The 18,923-nt window shown below is 65.0% G+C and carries 17 protein-coding genes; 8 read left to right on the forward strand and 9 right to left on the reverse strand.

Going from position 1 to position 18,923, the window contains the following annotated elements:
• Positions 1-23 precede the first annotated feature (23 nt).
• The 7 genes from gph to D579_RS0110105 all read right to left on the reverse strand — a co-directional run bounded on the left by gph (position 24) and on the right by D579_RS0110105 (position 8,296).
• The gene (gene gph, locus D579_RS0110075; protein ID WP_018938593.1) at positions 24-713 is read right to left on the reverse strand and encodes a phosphoglycolate phosphatase; all 690 of its coding nucleotides are present in this window, start codon (positions 711-713) and stop codon (positions 24-26) included.
• A complete protein-coding gene (gene ubiG / locus D579_RS0110080) occupies positions 710-1,456 on the reverse strand; it encodes a bifunctional 2-polyprenyl-6-hydroxyphenol methylase/3-demethylubiquinol 3-O-methyltransferase UbiG (RefSeq protein ID WP_018951925.1) in 747 nt (248 codons plus the stop codon). Before ubiG ends, gph begins: the two co-directional genes overlap by 4 nt.
• 284 nt (positions 1,457-1,740) lie before the next feature.
• The gene (locus tag D579_RS0110085) at positions 1,741-3,075 is read right to left on the reverse strand and encodes a TRZ/ATZ family hydrolase (protein ID WP_018951926.1); all 1,335 of its coding nucleotides are present in this window, start codon (positions 3,073-3,075) and stop codon (positions 1,741-1,743) included.
• 82 nt (positions 3,076-3,157) lie between these two features.
• Positions 3,158-3,550 carry a DoxX family protein gene (locus tag D579_RS0110090; RefSeq protein ID WP_018951927.1) on the reverse strand — a complete coding sequence of 131 codons (393 nt, stop codon included), beginning with the start codon at positions 3,548-3,550 and terminating at the stop codon, positions 3,158-3,160.
• 132 nt (positions 3,551-3,682) lie between these two features.
• Positions 3,683-4,303: an NAD(P)H:quinone oxidoreductase gene (gene wrbA, locus D579_RS0110095; protein WP_018951928.1), complete on the reverse strand. Its 621-nt coding sequence runs from the start codon at positions 4,301-4,303 to the stop codon at positions 3,683-3,685.
• 108 nt (positions 4,304-4,411) lie between these two features.
• A complete protein-coding gene (locus D579_RS0110100; protein WP_018951929.1) occupies positions 4,412-7,204 on the reverse strand; it encodes an EAL domain-containing protein in 2,793 nt (930 codons plus the stop codon).
• 192 nt (positions 7,205-7,396) lie between these two features.
• Positions 7,397-8,296: a phosphate/phosphite/phosphonate ABC transporter substrate-binding protein gene (locus D579_RS0110105; protein WP_018951930.1), complete on the reverse strand. Its 900-nt coding sequence runs from the start codon at positions 8,294-8,296 to the stop codon at positions 7,397-7,399.
• A 339-nt stretch (positions 8,297-8,635) separates the two neighbouring features.
• Between D579_RS0110105 and D579_RS0110110 the strand changes: the two genes are divergently transcribed.
• Positions 8,636-9,691 (forward strand): hypothetical protein, encoded by a 1,056-nt coding sequence (locus tag D579_RS0110110; RefSeq protein WP_018951931.1) that lies wholly within the window; start codon positions 8,636-8,638, stop codon positions 9,689-9,691.
• Positions 9,691-10,458, forward strand: a complete 768-nt coding sequence (locus D579_RS0110115) for an OmpA family protein (RefSeq protein WP_026289504.1) — start codon at positions 9,691-9,693, stop codon at positions 10,456-10,458. Before D579_RS0110110 ends, D579_RS0110115 begins: the two co-directional genes overlap by 1 nt.
• Before the next feature lie 11 nt (positions 10,459-10,469).
• Here D579_RS0110115 and glnD read toward each other — a convergent pair whose 3' ends face one another.
• Positions 10,470-13,145: a [protein-PII] uridylyltransferase gene (gene glnD / locus D579_RS0110120; protein ID WP_018951933.1), complete on the reverse strand. Its 2,676-nt coding sequence runs from the start codon at positions 13,143-13,145 to the stop codon at positions 10,470-10,472.
• A 58-nt stretch (positions 13,146-13,203) separates the two neighbouring features.
• The gene (map, locus tag D579_RS0110125; protein WP_018145571.1) at positions 13,204-13,989 is read right to left on the reverse strand and encodes a type I methionyl aminopeptidase; all 786 of its coding nucleotides are present in this window, start codon (positions 13,987-13,989) and stop codon (positions 13,204-13,206) included.
• 244 nt (positions 13,990-14,233) lie between these two features.
• Here map and rpsB point away from each other — a divergent pair, with 244 nt between their 5' ends.
• The 6 genes from rpsB to D579_RS0110155 all read left to right on the forward strand — a co-directional run bounded on the left by rpsB (position 14,234) and on the right by D579_RS0110155 (position 18,922).
• Entirely contained in the window at positions 14,234-15,010 is a 777-nt protein-coding gene (rpsB, locus tag D579_RS0110130; protein ID WP_018938603.1) for a 30S ribosomal protein S2, read from the forward strand.
• Positions 15,011-15,070: 60 nt separating this feature from the next.
• Positions 15,071-15,940, forward strand: coding sequence for a translation elongation factor Ts (gene tsf / locus D579_RS0110135; protein WP_018938604.1), 870 nt, complete (start codon positions 15,071-15,073; stop codon positions 15,938-15,940).
• Positions 15,941-16,043: 103 nt separating this feature from the next.
• Entirely contained in the window at positions 16,044-16,781 is a 738-nt protein-coding gene (pyrH, locus tag D579_RS0110140) for a UMP kinase (RefSeq protein WP_018145574.1), read from the forward strand.
• Positions 16,774-17,331, forward strand: coding sequence for a ribosome recycling factor (gene frr / locus D579_RS0110145; protein ID WP_018145575.1), 558 nt, complete (start codon positions 16,774-16,776; stop codon positions 17,329-17,331). The genes pyrH and frr overlap by 8 nt, the downstream gene beginning before the upstream one ends.
• A gap of 12 nt (positions 17,332-17,343) precedes the next feature.
• Entirely contained in the window at positions 17,344-18,093 is a 750-nt protein-coding gene (uppS, locus tag D579_RS0110150; RefSeq protein ID WP_018145576.1) for a polyprenyl diphosphate synthase, read from the forward strand.
• On the forward strand, positions 18,086-18,922 hold the full coding sequence (locus D579_RS0110155) for a phosphatidate cytidylyltransferase (RefSeq protein ID WP_018951934.1): 837 nt from the start codon (positions 18,086-18,088) through the stop codon (positions 18,920-18,922). Before uppS ends, D579_RS0110155 begins: the two co-directional genes overlap by 8 nt.
• Position 18,923: the final 1 nt, after the last annotated feature.

An 18,923-nucleotide genomic window follows, 5' to 3' on the forward strand; every position in this document is an offset into this window, starting at 1 on the left:
GCGGGGCGCCGAGGTGGGCGGATTCAGCTCGCAAGCCCGGGCTCCGTGGCGGCTCCGTCGGCGTACCAGGCCCAGAAGTCGTTCGGCTGTTCCAGGGCGGCATCGGCGCCCCATTGATCCGGACGCTGGTTGGCGTCGATGTAGCCCCAGTTGGCGATCAGGGTGGGCATGCCGGCGGCCCGTCCGGCCGCGATGTCGCGTTCTGCATCGCCCCAGTAGCAGTGGCGTTCCGGCGGCAGGCCGGTCTGGCGTGCGGCCAGCCACATGGGTTCCGGGGCGGGTTTGCGCTGGGGCAGGGTATCGCCGCTGACGACGGCTGCCATGCGCGCATGCAGCCCGAGGGCCTCCAGCAGCGGATCGGTCAGCCAGCCCGGCTTGTTGGTCACCACGCCGACGGGCCAGCCGCGGGCCTCGCAGGTGTCCAGCAGGTCCGCGAGTCCGGGAAACAGGGCGGTGGTCCGGCACAGGTCGCGGGCGTAGATCTCCAGGTAGCGCTTCTTGAGATGCTCGGCGAAGGCGGGATCGGCGTCCGGGAAGGCGAGATCCACCAGGGCCCGGGACCCGTGGGAGACAAAGTTACGCACGACCTCGAACGCCAGCGGCGCACGGTCGTGTTCGGCCATCAGGGTGACCAGGGCCGCATGCATGTCGGGAGCGGTGTCCAGCAGGGTCCCGTCGAGGTCGAACAGGACCGATCCCAGTTCGCGGGTCATTCGTCGGTGCCGGCTTCGTCGCGGCGGGCGGCCATCAGGTAGTTCACGTCGGTACGGGCGACCAGACGATACCGCCCGCTCAGGGGCGAATAGGTCAGGCCGGTCATCGCGGTGACCTCGAACCCGTGGCGGCGCAGGGCGGTGCCCAGTTCGGAGGGGCGAAGGAAGCGTCCGTACTCATGGGTGCCGGTGGGCAGCATGTGCAATACGTATTCGGCCCCCACGATGGCCTCGGCAAAGGCGCGCGGAGTTCGGTTGATGGTGGACAGGAACAGCCAGCCGCCGGGGCGCACGAGCGTTGCAAGGGCATCGATCACGGCATCCGGATCGGGCACGTGTTCCAGCATCTCCAGGCAGGTCACCACGTCGTAGTCGCCGGCGTGACGTTCGGCGTGCGCCTCGGCGGTAGTGTGCAGGTAGTGGATTTCCAGCCCTGCCTCCACCGCGTGTTCGCGCGCGACCTCCAGGTGTTCGGCGCCGGCGTCCAGCGCGGTGACCTGAGCGCCGCGAACCGCCATTGCCTCGGAGAGGATACCGGCGCCGCAGCCTACATCCAGCACCTTCTTGCCGGCGAGATCGGCCTTGCCGTCGATCCATTCGAGGCGCAACGGGTTGATCGCGTGCAACGTGGCGAAGGGGCCCTTCGGGTCCCACCATTCGTGGGCCCGATGGGTGAATTTGTGGATCTCGGCGCTATCGACGTTTGCGTGCGCAGAAGTTTGGGAGAGGGGTTCGGGGCTCATGGCGTCTGTCTCGCTCAGGGAAACACTGATTGATGTACACGTTCGCGCTCGAGTCGCTGTTGCGTGCGAACAAGGCGCGGTGACTGCCGTGCAGTCATTCTGCACAAGGGAGCCGCAACGCCGTGCGGGCGCAAGAGCGGCCGAGCCCCTCGGGGTTGGCACCCCAGGTTCCCCGATCCTGCGTTGCGGCCCTTGCCGGTAGAACAACTATCGGCTGCGCACCGCGCCTTGTCTTGGAAAACCTGGGGTACCAACGCGAGCGTGTACATTGATCAGTGTTTCCCTCAGGCAGTGGGCTGCTGGGTTTCCAGCACCCGGATGCGCCAGTACTCGGCTTCGGCGTGGAGATCCTGCGAGTTCAGCGTAAGCAGTTCGCGGTCGCGTAGCAACGGCCGTCCGGCCACGTAGACATCGCGCACGGCATCGCGGGTGGCGGCGTAAACGATCTGTGCACTGGGGTCGTGCGCCGGTTGCAGTTCCAGCGTCTGCAGGTCTACTGCGACCACATCGGCCTGCTTGCCGGGCTCCAGGGAGCCGATTCGGTCCGCGAGTCCCAGGGCTTTGGCACTCCCCAGCGTCGCCATTTCCAGCGCGGCGGTGGCGGGCAGGGCGGCGGCATCGCCACTGACGCCCTTGGCCAGCAGTGCGGCGGTGCGCATCTCGCCGATCATGTCGAGATCGTTGTTGGAGGCGGTGCCGTCGGTCCCGAGGGCGATGTTGATGCCGGCGGCCTGTAACCGCGTGACCGGGCAGAAGCCGGAGGCGAGTTTCAGATTGGATTCCGGGCAGTGGGCGATGGAGACCGGGCGTTCGCGCAGTAGATCCAGATCGGTATCGTCTACCTGGGTCATGTGCACCGCGATGAAGGGCTGGTCCAGCATGCCAAGGCGTGCGAGGCGGGCCAATGGCCGTTCGCCCTGGTCGCGCAGGGCGTCGGCGACCTCGCTGGCCGTCTCGTGAACATGCATGTGGATGGGCACGTTCAGTTCGCGGGCACGGGCCGCCACGCGCTCCAGGCTTGTATCCCCCACGGTGTATGGCGCGTGCGGGGCGACATTGAAGGCGATCCGGTCATGGTGCCCCCAGTTCGCGACGACGTCCGCACCGCGCTGGAAGTACTCGTCTGCCGTGCTTGCCCAGGGCGTTGGGAAGTCGAACACGGTGAGGCCCAGCGAGGCGCGGATCCCGGTCTCGTCGACCACCCGGGCCGCATCGTCCACGAACAGGTACATGTCACTGAAGCATGTCGTGCCCCCGCGCAGCATTTCGGCTATGGAGAGGCGGCTGCCTGCGCGTACGAATTCGGGGGAGAGCAGCTTGCCCTCGGCGGGCCAGATGTATCCCTTGAGCCATTCCATCAGCGGGCGGTCGCTGCCGATGCCACGCAGCAGGCTCATGCCAGAGTGGGTGTGGGCGTTCACCAGGCCGGGGATCAGGATCTGGCCGGGGTGATCGCGGTATTCCGCTTGAGGATGGTTGGCGCGCGCGGTGGCTTGCGGTTCGATCGCGTGGATCGTTCCGTCGCGGATGATCAGGGCGTGGTCTTGCAGAAGGGTGTCGCGGGGGGCTACCGGGAGGATCTGTGGGGCAGCGAGGATCAGCGTCTGGGCATTGCTCATGGCGGAGGGTCTGCGCGGGGATCAGGGTCGCGCATGGTACCTGAAAGGGGCGGCATTGCGCCGCCCCAAGTTGCCGTGAGGACTACAGGCGGTTGATCGCGAACCGGCCCGGACCGGTCAGGGCCAGGGCGATCGCCGCGAACAGGAACATCCCCTGCAGCTCGAGGGCCCAGCCGCCGGTGCTGGTGAGCAGGAAGACCTCGTGAGCATGGGCGAGCGCGATGGCGAAGACCATGTTGATGGCGATAATCACCGCGCCGATGCGCGAATACAGCCCGATGATGACGAGGATCGGGGCGAGGATCTCGCCGATGTAGACGCCATAGGCGAGGATCGCCGGGAGTCCCGCGTTGGTAACCATGCCTTCGATGCCGCTGATCCCGCCGGTCAGTTTGGCGATGCCGTGCAGCAGGATCATGATCCCGAGGGCCAGGCGGAGTACGAGCTTGCCACTGTCGTCTAGCGTGTTGTCCATTTCCATCCTCTCCTTGTAATGCTGCGGATCGATGTCCCCAGTCGGTGCGGCCGGGCCTGTGCCCGACCGGGTTTGCGCCCAGGCAACATCCGGTCAGGGCGTGCGGCCCCTGTCGGATGTGCCTGTGGCAGGTCAGCCGGCGTCGCGCCCCAGACGCTGGGCCCGCGCGACCTCTGCGACGTGACGCCCCTGCGAGGCGGCCATGCCCAGTTCGTTTTCGCTCGGCTGGCGCGAGCCGTCGCCGTCGGCCAGTGTGGTCGCCCCGTAGGGTGTGCCGCCGCAGACCTCGCTGACATCGAGCAGGCGCTTCTCCGTGTAGGGTAGACCAACCACGGTCATGCCGTAGTGCAGCAGGTTTACGATGGTCGAGATCAGGGTGGTCTCCTGGCCGCCGTGCTGCGAGGCGGTGGAGCTGAACACGCTCCCGACCTTTCCGACCAGCTTGTCGCCGAACCACAGGGCACCGGTCTGATCGAGGAAGTTGGCCATCTGCGCGGCCATCCGGCCGAAGCGGGTAGGGGTGCCGATGATGATCGCGTCGTAGTCCGCCAGTTCTTCGGGCTTGGCGATGGGGGCGGCCTGGTCGAGCTTGGCCCCGGCATTGCGGGCCACGTCATCCGGCATCAGTTCGGGGACGCGCTTGATCGTGACTTCGGTATCCGGTACCTCGCGGGCGCCGCGGGCCACAGCTTCGGCCATCTGCTCGATGTGGCCCCAGGTGGAGTAGTACAGGATCAGGACCTTGGTGCTCATGGCGATTCGCCTCCGGTTGACTAGGTTGCAATACCCGTCACCTTAGATCCGATTTATACGAATGAAAATGGCGAAAAACGCCTCAAACCATTCGAAGAATACGAACGGTTAGGGGTGGGCTGCGGGATTTCCGTTGTCGTTCTGGCGCAGTACCAGGGCCTCAAGTTCTGCCAGCGTGTCGGGGTGGCCGTACAGGTAGCCCTGAAAGTGGCGACAGCCAAGGCCGAACAGGAAGGCCCGCTGCTGGTCGTTCTCCACACCTTCGGCGATGACGTCCAGGTCGAGGGTGTGAGCCAGGTTGACCACCATCTGGGCGATCGCGGCATCGTTGGGATCGTCCAGGACGTCGCGGACGAAGGATTGATCGATCTTCAGCTGAGCGAGGGGCAGTCGCTTGAGGTAGGCGAGAGAGGAGTAGCCGGTCCCGAAGTCGTCCAGAGAGAACTCGATGCCGAAGCTCCGAAGTTCCTCGATGTGGGCAATGACGGTCTCCACGTTTTCGAGCAGCATGCTCTCGGTCAGCTCCAGCTTCAGGCGGTGCCCCGGGGCGCCGGTAGCCTCCAGCGTCTGGGCGAGATCGCGCACGAAGTACTTGTGCCGGAATTGGCGCGCGCTGACGTTGACCGACAGGGTGAGGTCCCGAAAGGCGGGCTGGTGTTTCCAGGCAGCCAGCTGCTCACAGGCCGCGCGCAGCACCTTGCGGCCAATCGGGACGATCAGACCGGTCTGTTCGGCCACGGGGATGAACTCGGCGGGCGAAATCATCCCGCGGCTGGCGTGCTTCCAGCGCAGCAGGATCTCGGCCCCGATGACCGCGCCCGACGTGTTCACCTGTGGCTGGTAGTGCACGCTGAAGGCATCCTGATCCAGGGCGTGGCGAAGCTCGCTCTCCAGCTCGAATCGGGCCTCGACGGCGCGGTGCAGCTCGGGGTCGTAGAAGCGCACGGTGTTGCGCCCGGCGTTCTTGGCCCGGTACATGGCGAGGTCCGCCTGCTTGAGGATCTCCTCCACGCTCAGATTGCGGCCGCTGAACAGCGTGGCACCGATACTGGGCGTTACGTGCCGCCTCTGTCCCGCCAGCTTGAAAGGATCGCGCAGAATCTCGATGAGCTTGCGACCCACGGCCTCGGCCTGGGTCGCCGCGCGTGCCTGGTCCGGGTGCAGATCGTTGAGGATGATGACGAACTCGTCGCCCCCCAGGCGGGCGAGGGTGTCCGCCTCGCGCACGGAGTTCAGCATGCGTTCGGCGACCTGGCGTAGCAGGTCATCGCCGACTGCATGGCCGAGGGTGTCGTTGATGTCCTTGAAGTTGTCGAGATCGATGAACAGCAAGGCGCCATGCAGGCGGGTGCGTTCGGTATTGGCGAGACTCTGACCCAGCCGGTCGTGCAGCAGGGTGCGATTGGGCAGTTGGGTCAGCCCGTCGAAGAAGGCGAGACGCCGGATCTCGTCTTCGGCCTCCTTGCGATCGGAGATGTCGGTCATCGTGCCGAAGGTCGCCATCACCTGGTCGTGGTCATCGAAGCGGGCACTGGCGTAGATGCTGACCCAGCGGATGTCACCGTCGCGGGTGCGCAGACGGATCTCCTCGGATTGGGAATGGGAGCCGCCTTCGAGGAGGGTGGCACAGAAGCTATGGGCGTCGTCGTGGTCCTCGGGGGCTACAAAGTCGCACAGCGGGCGGCCCAGAGTCTCTTCCACGCTGAACCCCGTCAGGGCCTCCCAGGCTGGATTCAGCAGGGTCCAGTGGCCTTCGGCATCGGTACGGAAGATGACCTCGGAGATGTGGTCCACCACGTCGCGGTAGCGGTTCTCGCTTTCCGCCAGTGCATCGGTGGTGCGTCGGTGGGTGGTGATATCCAGGGTCAGGCCGCGCAGGCTCTCCCGGCCGTCCGCGTCACGGGCCCAGGAGAGGATGTCTCGCAGCCACAGCCACTGGCCGTCGCGATGGGCGAAGCGGTAGTCCACCGTGCGCGGGCTGGTCCGGCTCTCGCGGGCGGCATTCTGCACGCGCGGCAGGTCGGCCGGGTGGATATGCCGGGCGCGCAGCTCGCCCCGGCCCAGGTTGTGGGCCGGGAAGCCCAGCAGACGGCGGGTGTCGCCGGACACGAACTCCCATTCGTGGGTGCGCGGATCAGCCTCCCACAAGATCGCGTTGGCACCGCCGAGCATGGACTCCAGGCGTGCGACCGAGCGGTTCAGTTGCTGGTTCTGTTGTTCCAGGGTGGTCTGGGTGGACCCCAGATGGGCGGCGACATCGTTGAAGGTGCGCGCGAGGTCGCCGAATTCGTCGTGCGAGCGCACCGGGATGCGGTGGTCCAGACGACCGCCCTGCAACGCCTTGCCGCCCTGGTTCAGCAGGCGCAGGCGGCGAGTAATAACCAGGCTGAAGACCACCGCGGCCAGCATGGACAACACGAGCACGCCCAGCGCCAGCAGGACGTTGCGCTGCAGGAGGGTGGCGGACAGGGCGTCGATCGCATCGGTGGAATAGCCCACCGCCAGAGTCCCGAGTGGCTGCCCGGCCAGCTCAATGTCGCGCAGGATCTCGATCTGCCCGGGCGTGGTGCGCGTGCCGTCTGCGCGTTCCGGGATGGTGTCGGGCGAGATGCCCACCGACGCCATCGGCTGGTCCTGGGCATCGAGTACCACGGCATAGAGGACATTGGAGTCGTCCGCGACGAGTTCGAGCAGGTCCTGCAGCATCGCCGGATCCGCATAGGCGAGCCCGGGGGTCAACGCGCTGGAGAGCAGACGGCCCTGTTGCTCGGCAAAGCGTTCCAGCATCTGCGACTGGTTCTGCTGCACCTGGGAGATGCCGCTGAACATCAGCGCTGCGACCATCGCGACCTGGATCGCGACGGTGCCGATGATGATCTGCCAGGCGAAATTCAGACGCATGCGGGGGGCGCCGGCGCCTGTGGGACGATGCAGGCCGAGATTGGGCCAGAGCAGGTTGGAGCCGGGCCGCGGCGAGTCATGAAGGGCATCCGGGGCGCGTACGCGCCAGTCTTCGATGGTGGGACGGGAATTGATGCAAAACTTGCCATTCTACCGGGGCTGGCCGGCGGATGCCCATCAAGGTCACGCAAATTAGTGCTTCCCTTGGTCGTTCTTTGCGTCTCCAAGGGAAGGTAATTCCCTTCCAAAGGCGCTTTGACGAAAAGGGCGATAGTCGGTCTCCTCGATCGCGACGAATCCTCGGTGGCGGATGGCTCGGAGTACTTCCAGGCCATGGGGTGTGTCCTGCATGCGGATCAGCTGGTCCTCCAGGTCCGGTAAACCTGCAAGCACTTCTTCGCGGGCCAGGAGGGTCATGCCCGGAAAACTAGGTGATTGCGAAATGATTCGAACGAGCGTTCCATCGTGCAGCGACATCAGCGTCTGCGCACTCTCGTCACGACGTTGATCATCGATCAGATCGCCGTCCGTGACCAGGACCAGGGCTTCTGCTTCTCCGCGCAGAAATGTGGTGATGGCACCACTGTGGTGATGGTGGTGCCGGACGGTCGGGGGTGATGATCCGTCCGGCCAAACAAGGTTCGAGAGCATGTGGTTCAGGAACGCGGCTGCAAGGCTTTCCTCGAACGGTGCGGCGATTTTGCTGTTCGCCAAGTCTTCGATGCGGTTGAACCGTGCCTCCGGTATTACGGCGACCAGGATCGCCAAACGGTCCCGGGTTGCCGCTACAGCTCGATAATTCGTCTCCTCGATCAAGAAAGGCACAACGTGCGGTGACGTGAACACGAGATCGTAGCGTTCGGTCCAAATTCTGCCGTGGAAAACGTCGCGTGTGCGTGCCGACTCGATTCGGACGGGCACCCCGAGTTGCTCGGCAAGCCAGTCGCGCAGCGGCGCGTAGCGCTCGAAGAGAGCTGGAGCACTAAGAAACGGCTGGATGCCCAGCAGGCGTGTTTCCGTTCCGTGTGCAGGCGCCAGAGCGACGAGCATCAGAATCAGGCAGGACACTGCGGCCCGGGAGCCCTTGGACAAGAGGGGTAATTCCGGGGAGGGTCGTCGACCTAGTCGGACTCTGAACATGTCTGTGTGCCGGCCTATGTACAGGTTGTGGATTGCGCGGTGTGAGGTTGGGGTGCATCCGTGCTTGGCTGACTGCACGGATGTTTCCCAGAACCAGAAACCGGTTATCAGGGTAGCCAATAAAGTGACGCCTCTCTGGGGGGGCAGCGCGCTTCCGCTCCATGGGCGTCAATAATTGGTCGGCCGGGCGCCGGGTGCGGCCTGGTGCCAGCCTTGCCTGCACTGGCTTCTTTCTTGCTTGGAATGAAGGCGGCGATGCAAGAGCGTACTCATGGTACGACAGGAGAAGAGATGACCGGAATATTCGAAAGGATTGCCGAGGCGCTGTTGGCCACGTTGCAGGGGCTCAGTCCATTAAGCGTGATTGGCTTGTTCGCGTTGTTGCTGTTCGGGCTGTTCCTGGTGGCCCTGATGGCGACGGCCCTGCGTCGAGCGGAGGCGCTGCAGGGAGCGGCGCCGGCGCTGCTGACCACCGTGGGGATTCTCGGCACCTTCCTCGGGGTCGCCATTGGGCTGCTGGATTTTGACGCTGGACAGGTGGAGGCCAGTATCCCGGCCCTGCTGGAGGGGCTCAAGCTGGCCTTTGTGACCAGTATCGTGGGCATCTTGCTGGCTGCGGTGTTGCGGATGGTTCAGGTGATGGTACCCGCACCGGCGGCATCCCCCGAACCGTCCGCGGAGGGTGCGTCGGATGCACCATTGGATAATGCGCACCTGGCGGCACAACAACGGGATGCCTCGCTCGCCGTAGTGGAGGCGGTGCGGGCCCTCGATCAGCGCCTGGATGCCCGGCTGGAGCAACAACACCGCGAACTGACCGGTGCGCTCGATGGCATGGCCGAGCGCATCACCGAGATGAGCAGCGGACACCTGGTAGAGGCCCTGGAGCGGGTGATCCACGATTTCAACGATCGCCTGGGTGAACAGTTTGGCGAGAACTTCCGGCGTCTGGATGACTCGGTCGCCCGCCTGGTGGAGTGGCAGGATCAGTATCGCGAGCAGATGGACAACCTGCATCGGGCCTTCGACCAGGCCCGTGCCGGGGTCGAACAGACCGAGCAGACCCTGGAGCGCATGACCGGGCAGGCCTTGCAGATCACCCGGCACGTGGAGGATCAGGAATCGACGCTTTCCAGTCTGCGGCGCGAGACGGTGGAACTGGAGGCCCTGCTGGGGAGCATCGCGGCCCTGCGGGATCGTGCCACCGAGGCCTTCCCGGCGATGGACGCACGGCTGGAGGCGATGCTCGAGAGTATCGAGAATGCCGTCCAGGCAGGGCTCGCGGCGGAGACGCGCTGGGGTGGGGAACGCTCCGCCGCCATCGCCTCCGCGGGCGGGCGTAACTGATGTTTTCCTGGTTGGCGCGCCGCCGTCGGCGACAAGGTATGGCCGCGGGAAACGAGGCCGACCAGGGTTCGCACTGGCTGGCGGTGGCGGACCTGATGGCCGCGCTGATGATGATCTTCCTGTTCCTCGCGCTGCTGCACATGGTTCAGGTGGAGCGCGAGAGCGCGGTGCATACCGAGGTTCGCAACGAGGCGGCCGCCTTGCGCGCGGCCATTTATTCGGTTCTGGAGGAGGAGTTTCGCGAGGATTTGCCGCGCTGGAACGCGGAACTGGACCGCGACAGCCTGACCTTGCGCTTTCGCGAGCCGGAGGTCCTGTTCGAGCGCAGTTCGGCACGCATCCGGCCGCGCTTCGAGGCGATTCTCGAGGACTTCATGCCGCGCTACGCGGAACAGTTGCGTCCGTTCGCCGAGGTCATTCGGGAGGTGCGGATCGAGGGCCACACCTCCAGCGAGTGGGCCGGCAGCGACGATGCGCTGGAGGCCTATTTCGGAAACATGGATCTTAGCCAGCGCCGCACGCGCGCGGTGCTGGAATATGCCTATCAGCTGGAGCCCTTGCAGGACGCGGACTGGTTCCGCTCGCGGGTCGCGGCCGTGGGGTTGTCCTCTTCACGCCGGGTGCTGGACGAGCGCGGCGAGGAGGATCGTCGGGCATCCCGCCGAGTCGAGTTCAGTGTCCTGACCGATTTCGAGGCGCGCCTGCTGGGCGCGGGGGCGGCGTCCGACGAGGCAGGGCCCCGACCTCTGGAGGCTCGCGCCCGCTGACCCGGTTGCCGTCAGATGGCGCCGAGCAGGGCCTTGCGCAGGTGGGCCTGATCCTCGTCATCGAGCGCCGCGTGGCCGGGGCGGCTGAGGAGGAAACTGTCCTCGACCTGTTCCCCGGCCGTGGCGATGCGTGCAGTGCGCACGTCGATTCCCTGCTCGGCAAGGACATGCCCGATGGTCGACAGCAGGCCGGGTCGGTCCAAAGCGCGCAGCCGCATGCGCGTTGCCTGGTCGCCCGCAGCGGGTTCGAATTCGATCTGCGTATCCACGTCGAAGTGCTTGAGGCGGCGTGGAAGCTGGCGTGAGGCCGGGTTGGGGATGGTCCCTTCGCGTTCGAGTTCACGTTCGAGGCTCTGGCGGATCTCTTCGGAGCGATAACCGGCATCCACCGTCTGGCCCCCGCCGCTTTCGAGAACCAGAAAGGTATCCAGCGTGCGGCCGGCTGCGGTCGTGATGATCCGTGCGTCCACGATGTCCAGTCCCAACTGGGTCAGGGCGCTGGTGATGCGCGCGAAGATCCGGGGATGGTCGCTGGCGTAGACGAAGATCTCCGTGCTCCCGCGCGAGGTCTTCGGGCGCACCAGGATCAGGGGGAGGGCGTCCGGGGGGAGTGGCAGCAGGGCCCGGGCGTGCCAGGCGATCTCGTCGGCGGAATGGCGCAGGAAGTATTCGTCGTCCAGTTCGTCCCACAACTTCTGAGCCTGATCGGTATCGAAGCCTTGTTGTTCGATTAACGCGAGTGCCTCGGTGCGGGTTTGCCGGATCTGTTCGTCCATGTCCGGCGGGGTATCCAGACCCCGGTCCAGGACATTGCGGGTGGCGTGATAAAGGGTTTGGAGCAGGGAATCCTTCCAGCTGTTCCACAGCTCTGGATTGGTTCCGCGGATATCGGCAATGGTCAGCAGATAGAGAAAGTCCAGGCGTTCGCGGGTGACCACCTCGCGGGCGAAACCCATGACGACCTCGGGGTCGGAGATGTCCTTGCGCTGGGCCGTCAGCGACATCAGCAGGTGGGAACGCACCAGCCAGGCAACCAGGCCGGCATCCGCGTCCGACAGGCCGTGATGCTGGCAGAAATGCAGGGCATCGTGGGCCCCCAGCTCGGAATGATCACCCCCGCGGCCCTTGGCGATGTCGTGAAACAGGGCGGCCAGCACCAGACGTTCGGGGCGCACCAGTCCGGAGTAGATCTGGTGCGCCAGGGGCTGTTCGTGCGCGAACTCGGGCAGCGCCAGGCGCCGCGCGTTGCGCACCACGTTCAGGGTGTGCTCGTCCACGGTGTAGGCGTGGAACAGGTCGTACTGCATGCGTCCGATGATGCGCCCGAAGGCCGGCAGGTAATTGCCCAGCACGCCGTAGCGGTTCATGCGGCGCAGCTGGCTGGTGATCCCGCGCGGGGCGCGCAGGATGTCCATGAAGAGCTCGCGGCACACCGGATTGCGGCGGAAGTGCCCATCGATCAGGTGGCGGTGGGCCCGGATCAGGCGGATGGTGGAGGCGCGGATGCCCTGGATCTCCGGGTGTTCCTGGAGCAGGCGGAAGACCTCCAGCAGCGCCGGCGGATAGATCATGAAGACCTGATCGTGCGCCGCCTCGAGGTAGCCGCCCCGGACCTGGAAACGCTGGTGGATGCGTATGGGGTCCTGCAGGGCTTCCGGATCGTCGAGGATGGCCTCGTTGAAGTGCTGCAGCAGCAGTTCGTTCAGCCGCTCGAGATCGTTGATGGTGCGGAAGTAGCGCTGCATGAACTGCTCGACCGCCCGGTTGTGGTTCTGGTCGACAAAGCCGAAGGTGTTGGCAAGTTGGCGCTGCAGATCGAAAAGCAGGCGGTCCTCGCGGCGGCCAGCGAGCATGTGCAGGGCAAAGCGTACCCGCCAGAGGAAGTTCTGGCCCTCCATCATCTCGCGGAACTCACCCTCGCGCAGGAAGCCCAGTGACACCAGCTCTTCGATGCGCTCGGCGCCGTAATGACGCTTGGTGACCCAGCCGATCATCTGGATGTCGCGCAGGCCGCCGGGGCCTTCCTTGACGTTCGGCTCGAGGCGGTAGGCGGTTTCGCCAAAACGCCGATGGCGGGCTTGTTGTTCGGCCAGCTTGGCGGCATAGAAACTGCGCGAGTCCCAGATGCGGTCGGGCTCGATGGCGCCGCGGAAGTCGTTGAACAGGCTGAGATGGCCGGCCAGGTAGCGGGCCTCGATCAGGTTGGTCGCGACGGTGATGTCGTCGCGCGCCTCGCGGGTGCAGTCGTCGATACTGCGCACGCTGTGCCCGACCTCGATGCCGATGTCCCAGAGGAACGTGACGAAGTCGCTGATCCGGTCGAAGAGGGCGGGATCATGTTCGCCCTCGAGGATGATCTGGATGTCGATATCGGAGGCCGGGTGCAGTTCGCCGCGGCCATAGCCACCGACCGCGATCAGGCATAGCTGGTCGTCATCCGCAAGGCCCTTCTGGGCCCAGATCAGCTTGAGAAGCTCGTCGATGCGCCGGGCGTGGCCATGGATCAGCTCGGCGATCGGCATGCCGTCGCGAAAGCCCTGGTATTGCTGTTCCAGGATGGCGCGGCGCCGGTCCCGGAACAGGGCGATGTTCCCCGGGTTGCGGCTCAGCCGCTGGTAGTCCTCGCCCCAGCCGGGGGTGAAGGCCGGAGTATCGAGTTCGCCGGGGGTGCTGCCCGCAGGATTCATCGGAGCTCCGTAGGTTGGGCGGTTCGAATCGGCGGGGAACAGGCGTGATGGCCTTCGATCAGGCCGCGATCTCCTGCGGTGGGGTTTCGTCCTTGCGCAGGGTCAGGATCTCGTAACCGTCGGCGGTGACCAGCAGTGTGTGTTCCCACTGCGCCGACGGACTGTGATCCTTGGTCACGGCGGTCCAGCCATCCGCCAGGATGCGGGTGTGGCGGCGGCCGGCATTGATCATCGGCTCGATGGTAAAGCACATGCCTTCTCTCAGGGTCATACCGGTGCCAGGCTTGCCATAGTGCAGGACCTGCGGATCCTCGTGGAAGCCGCGCCCGATCCCGTGGCCGCAGAACTCGCGCACCACGGAGCAGCGTTGTGCCTCGGCGTACACCTGAATCGCGTGGCCGATATCGCCCAGCGTTGCGCCCGGGCGAACCTGCTGGATGCCGAGGTACATGCTGGTACGTGCCACGTCGATCACCCGCTGGGCCTGGATACCGGCCTTGCCGATCACGAACATGCGGCTGGTGTCGCCGTGGAAGCCGTCCTTGATCACGGTGATATCGATATTGAGGATATCGCCGTTCTTCAGCTTGCGATCCCCCGGGATGCCGTGGCAGACCTGATGGTTCACCGAGGTACAGATCGACCTTGGGAAGCCGCGATAGTTGAGTGGGGCCGGGATCGCGTCCTGGGTGTTCACGATGTAGTCGTGACAGATCCGGTCCAGTTCCCCGGTGGTCACGCCGGCTTGCACGTGGGGCTCGATCATCTCGAGGACTTCGGCGGCCAGGCGGCCGGCGACGCGCATGTGTTCGATCTCTTCGGGGGTCTTGATGGAAACGGACATGGGGGCTCCCGCCGCGGCGCCCGGAGGGGCTCGGCGTTTGGTTCGGGTAAGTGTCCTATGCTATAAAGCGCGCGCCTCGCTGGCAATTCGGCGGGGCCGGAAGCCGCCTTTTGCGGGGCGACTCCCGAAACCTTAATCCACACACGCATCGGCACGATCTGTCGGGTGCCCGCCCTCGAAGAAGATTCGGTTCGGGTTTCAGATCGGGATGCGTGGAGGCTCAACCCGTTACAGGAGAAAACTCATGTCCCTCGTGACTATGCGACAGATGCTGGAGGCCGGTGTGCACTTCGGCCACCAGACGCGTTACTGGCATCCCAAGATGGCCCCGTACATCTTCGGGGAACGCAACAAGATTCATATCATCAACCTCGAGAAGTCCCTGCCGATGTTCAACGATGCGTTGAACTTCCTCGGCAAGATCGCTGCCGACGGTGGCCAGATCATGTTCGTCGGCACCAAGCGCTCTGCCCGCGATGTGGTGGCCGAAGAGGCAAACCGTTGCGGCATGCCGCACGTGAGCCACCGCTGGTTGGGCGGCATGCTGACCAACTTCAACACCGTCAAGCAGTCGATCAAGCGCCTGAAGGACCTCGAGACGATGGACGCCGATGGCAGCTTCCAGGTCCTGAACAAGCGCGAGGCCCTGAGCCGTCGCCGCGAAAAGGACAAGCTGGATCGCAGCCTGGGCGGTATCAAGGACATGAACCGCATGCCCGATGCGATGTTCGTGATCGACGTCGGCTACGAGAAGATTGCGGTGGCCGAGGCGAAGAAGCGCGGCATTCCGGTCGTCGCCGTGGTGGATTCCAACCATTCCCCGGTAGGCGTGGATTACGTGATCCCGGGCAACGATGACGCGATGCGTGCGATTCAGCTCTATGTGGCTGCGATCGCCGATACCATCATCGAGGCCAAGGGTGCGGTGACCACGGGTGGCATGGGCGAAGCAGAAGCCGCCGAGCCGGCCGCTGCAACGACTGACGCCCCGGACACCGCGTCGCCCGCCAACCCCGCTTGATAACAGGAGCCGGTCGCCACGCTGGCGGCCGGCTCGAGCATGATTCAGGAGCAAGCAACGATGCAGATTACTGCTGCACAAGTAAAAGAACTGCGCGAGCGCACCGGCGCCGGCATGATGGAATGCAAGAAGGCCCTGACCGAAACCGGCGGCGATCTGGAAGCGGCGGTCGAGGCAATGCGCAAGTCCGGCATGGCCAAGGCCGACAAGAAGGCGGATCGTGTCGCGGCCGAAGGTCGCGTCGAGATTGCCAGCGACGGTTCGCGCGCGGTGATCGTCGAGATCAACTGCGAGACGGACTTCGTCGGCAATGACGACAACTTCCGTGCCTTCACCAGCGCCTGCGCCAATGTGGCGCTGAACACCGCCGCCGATTCGGTGGAAGGCCTGATGACCGAGACCGTCGAGGGTCAGACCCTGGAAGAGCAGCGTACTCAGCTGATCGCCAAGGTCGGCGAGAACGTCCAGGTCCGCCGTTTCGAACGCATGACCGCGGAAGGTGCGCTGGGTTTCTATCAGCATGGTGCCCGGATTGGCGTGCTGGTTGGCCTGAATGGTGGTGACGAGCAGCTGGCCAAGGATATCGCGATGCATATCGCGGCGAGCCATCCGGTGTGCATCGACGAGAGTCAGGTGCCGACCGAGATGCTCGACAAGGAACGTGCGATCTTCAAGGCCCAGGCCGAGGAATCGGGCAAGCCGGAGAACATCATCGAGAAGATGATCGAGGGGCGTATCCGCAAGTATCTGGGCGAGATCACCCTGGTGGGCCAGCCGTTCGTGAAGGATCCCGATCAGACGGTCGCACAGCTGCTGGAAAGCAAGGGTGCTTCGGTCTCCGGCTTCATCCGTTTCGAGGTGGGCGAGGGGATCGAGAAGAAGACCGAGAACTTTGCCGAAGAGGTAATGGCTCAGGCGCGCGGCGCCTGATCCAGAAGGACTCCGGGGCGGCCGCTTGATGCGGCCGCTTCCGGATAAAAGGGCCAGAAAAAACTGGCAAGCGAGAACAACCGAGCCCGAGATAAGGAACCCCATGAGTCAGGACAGCCAGCCCGCGTTCCGGCGCATCCTTCTGAAGTTGAGTGGGGAGGCCCTGATGGGTCAGCAATCCTACGGGGTTGACCCGGATGTCCTGGCGCAGGTGGCCGAAGAGGTCTCGGAGCTCTCCCGCATGGGGGTCGAGGTCGGCATCGTGATCGGTGGCGGCAACATCTTCCGCGGTGCGGGTCTGGCACAAGGCGGCATGGACCGGGTGACCGGCGACCATATGGGCATGCTGGCAACGGTGATTAATGCGTTGGCGCTGCAGGATGCGATCGAGCGCGCCGGGCGTTTTTCGCGGGTGATGTCGGCGATCCGCATCAATCAGGTGTGCGAGGACTACATCCGCCGGCGTGCGGTACGCCACCTGGAAAAGGGGCGCATCGTGGTGTTTGCGGCCGGTACTGGCAATCCATTCTTCACCACGGATTCCGCGGCGAGCCTGCGAGCGATCGAGATCAACGCGGACATCATGATCAAGGCGACCAAGGTCGACGGGGTCTACGATGCCGATCCGATGACCACCAAGGATGCCCGACGCTACGAGCGGCTGACGTTCGACGATGCGCTGGAACAACGTCTGGGCGTAATGGATACCACGGCCCTGGTGATGTGCCGAGACAATGGCCTGCCGATCCGTGTAATGAACATGTTTGCCAAGGGCGACCTGCAACGGCTCGTGATGGGCGAGGCGGTCGGCACCTTGGTCGAGGGAGCCCGTAATGAGTGACGCCACCCTGAAAGATGCGCGCGAACGCATGGACAAGAGCCTGGAAGCGCTGCGCAACGAGCTATCGAAGATCCGCACTGGCCGTGCGCACCCCACGCTGCTCGAACATGTGCATGTGGAGTACTACGGCATGGATGTGCCGATCAACCAGGTCGCGAACATCAATGCCGAGGACGCACGCACGCTCTCCGTGGTGCCGTACGAGAAGGACATGGTCGGCAAGATCGAGAAGGCCATCATGACTTCGGATCTGGGACTCAATCCGGCGAGCATGGGGACGACGATCCGTGTGCCGCTGCCGGCGCTGACCGAAGAACGCCGCCGTGACCTGGTCAAGGTCGTCCGGGCTGAGGCCGAGCACGCGCGGGTGGCCGTGCGCAATATCCGGCGGGATGCCAACAACGCCTTCAAGCAGCTGGTCAAGGACAAGGAGATGTCCGAAGACGACGAGCACAAGGCGCAGGATCAGATCCAGAAGCTGACCGACGACCACATCGCCAAGGTCGACGCGATGCTTGCGGACAAGGAAGCCGAGTTGATGGAAGTCTGACCGGCGCAGGCGATGCCGGTTACTACTTCACCCAGCGAGGCGCTCCCGGCGCACGTGGCCATCGTCATGGACGGCAACGGGCGGTGGGCCGAGGCCCGAGGTCTGAGTCGTTCCGAAGGCCACCGGGCGGGACTGGAGGCGACGCGGCATGCCGTGCGGTTTTTCGCCGAACAAGGCGTGGGCACCCTGACGCTGTTTGCCTTTAGCAGCGAGAACTGGGGCCGCCCGCGCGAAGAGGTCGAGGCACTGTTCGATCTGTTTGTGTCCGCCATCGAGGCGGAACTCCCGGAATTGATCGAGCGCGGGATCGCGCTCACCTTTATTGGCGATCGCGCAAGCTTCCCGTCGGATCTGCAGACGCGGATGGCGGAAGCCGAGCAGGCCTCTGCCGCCAACGAGGGTATGCGGGTTGTCGTGGCACTGGGATACGGTGGCCGCTGGGACATCCTGCAGGCGGCCCGCCGCTGGGTAGCTGCCGGCGATGAAGGGGCGAATCCCGAGACTTCTTTCGCCGGCTATTTGAGCACGGCCGGGATGCCGGACGTCGATCTGTTGATCCGCACCGGCGGCGAACGCCGCATCAGCAATTTCCTCCTGTGGCAGGCGGCGTATGCCGAGTTGCTCTTCATCGAGACGTTCTGGCCGGACATCACAGCCGATGATCTGCGACAGGGGCTGGCGTGGTATGCGAGTCGCCAGCGGCGTTTCGGCTGCGTGACCGGAGCCGCGGAGGCAAGTGCGCGGGAGGTGCCGAGTGCTTAAACAACGGATTCTGACCGCCGCGGCACTGGGTTTGCCGGCGCTGGCCCTGGTGGCCTGGGGCCCGAACTGGGCGGTGCTGGCGCTGGTCGCGCTGGTCCTCGGGTTGGCGACCTGGGAGTGGGGTGGACTGGCCGGGCTCGAAACCCCTTTGGCACGTGGTGCGCTGGTGGCGGCCGTGGTGGTTCCCGTGGTTGCGCTTGGTCTGGCGCCGGTTGCGGGGTTGCACTACCTGATCCTGGGCCTGGTGTTGCTGTGGTGGCTGGTGATCCTGTTGCTGTTGCCGTTTTATCGCGAGTGCGAGACGGCCGCGCCGGCATCCCGTCGGACCCTCTTTGCGGTGGCCGCGATCATGACGTTGGTGCCGGCGGGAATGGGCCTGGTTTGGCTGCATGCCCTGGCGCCGTTGCTGGTGGTCTATCTGGTGGTGCTGGTTGGCCTCGCCGACACCGGGGCGTATTTCGCCGGGAAGGCGTTCGGGCGCAACCCGCTGGCGCCGCATATCAGTCCGGGGAAGACCCGCGAGGGCTTGCTTGGCGGTCTGCTGACGGTGCTGGCCTTCGCGATCGTGGTAGCGGCCGTTTGGGGCCTCGAGCCGATGGACGCGATGGTGTTCTTGCTGCTGTCGGTGCTGATCGGGCTGGTCTCGGTTGTGGGGGACCTGTTCGAGAGCATCCTGAAGCGACAGGCTGGCGAGAAGGATAGTGGTTCCTTGCTGCCGGGCCACGGGGGTATTCTGGACCGGTTCGACAGCATGGTCGCGGCGGCTCCGGTTTTCCTGGCCGGGTTGTTGTGGCTGGCGCTGATTCCGGCCCCGCCGGTGGCGGCATAGC

This window comes from Thioalkalivibrio sp. AKL12, from assembly GCF_000377925.1.
Lineage (GTDB): Bacteria > Pseudomonadota > Gammaproteobacteria > Ectothiorhodospirales > Ectothiorhodospiraceae > Thioalkalivibrio > Thioalkalivibrio versutus.

Excerpts from the sequence above, each read along its gene's own strand:
- gph (WP_018938593.1), bottom strand. The coding sequence starts at position 713 with ATGACCCGCGAACTGGGATCGGTCCTGTTCGACCTCGACGGGACCCTG.
- D579_RS0110110 (WP_018951931.1), top strand. The coding sequence starts at position 8,636 with ATGACCGGAATATTCGAAAGGATTGCCGAGGCGCTGTTGGCCACGTTG.
- glnD (WP_018951933.1), bottom strand. The coding sequence starts at position 13,145 with ATGAATCCTGCGGGCAGCACCCCCGGCGAACTCGATACTCCGGCCTTC.
- wrbA (WP_018951928.1), bottom strand. The coding sequence starts at position 4,303 with ATGAGCACCAAGGTCCTGATCCTGTACTACTCCACCTGGGGCCACATC.
- D579_RS0110090 (WP_018951927.1), bottom strand. The coding sequence starts at position 3,550 with ATGGACAACACGCTAGACGACAGTGGCAAGCTCGTACTCCGCCTGGCC.
- ubiG (WP_018951925.1), bottom strand. The coding sequence starts at position 1,456 with ATGAGCCCCGAACCCCTCTCCCAAACTTCTGCGCACGCAAACGTCGAT.
- uppS (WP_018145576.1), top strand. The coding sequence starts at position 17,344 with ATGCCGGTTACTACTTCACCCAGCGAGGCGCTCCCGGCGCACGTGGCC.
- D579_RS0110100 (WP_018951929.1), bottom strand. The coding sequence starts at position 7,204 with ATGCGTCTGAATTTCGCCTGGCAGATCATCATCGGCACCGTCGCGATC.
- D579_RS0110085 (WP_018951926.1), bottom strand. The coding sequence starts at position 3,075 with ATGAGCAATGCCCAGACGCTGATCCTCGCTGCCCCACAGATCCTCCCG.
- tsf (WP_018938604.1), top strand. The coding sequence starts at position 15,071 with ATGCAGATTACTGCTGCACAAGTAAAAGAACTGCGCGAGCGCACCGGC.
- rpsB (WP_018938603.1), top strand. The coding sequence starts at position 14,234 with ATGTCCCTCGTGACTATGCGACAGATGCTGGAGGCCGGTGTGCACTTC.
- D579_RS0110115 (WP_026289504.1), top strand. The coding sequence starts at position 9,691 with ATGTTTTCCTGGTTGGCGCGCCGCCGTCGGCGACAAGGTATGGCCGCG.
- map (WP_018145571.1), bottom strand. The coding sequence starts at position 13,989 with ATGTCCGTTTCCATCAAGACCCCCGAAGAGATCGAACACATGCGCGTC.
- pyrH (WP_018145574.1), top strand. The coding sequence starts at position 16,044 with ATGAGTCAGGACAGCCAGCCCGCGTTCCGGCGCATCCTTCTGAAGTTG.
- frr (WP_018145575.1), top strand. The coding sequence starts at position 16,774 with ATGAGTGACGCCACCCTGAAAGATGCGCGCGAACGCATGGACAAGAGC.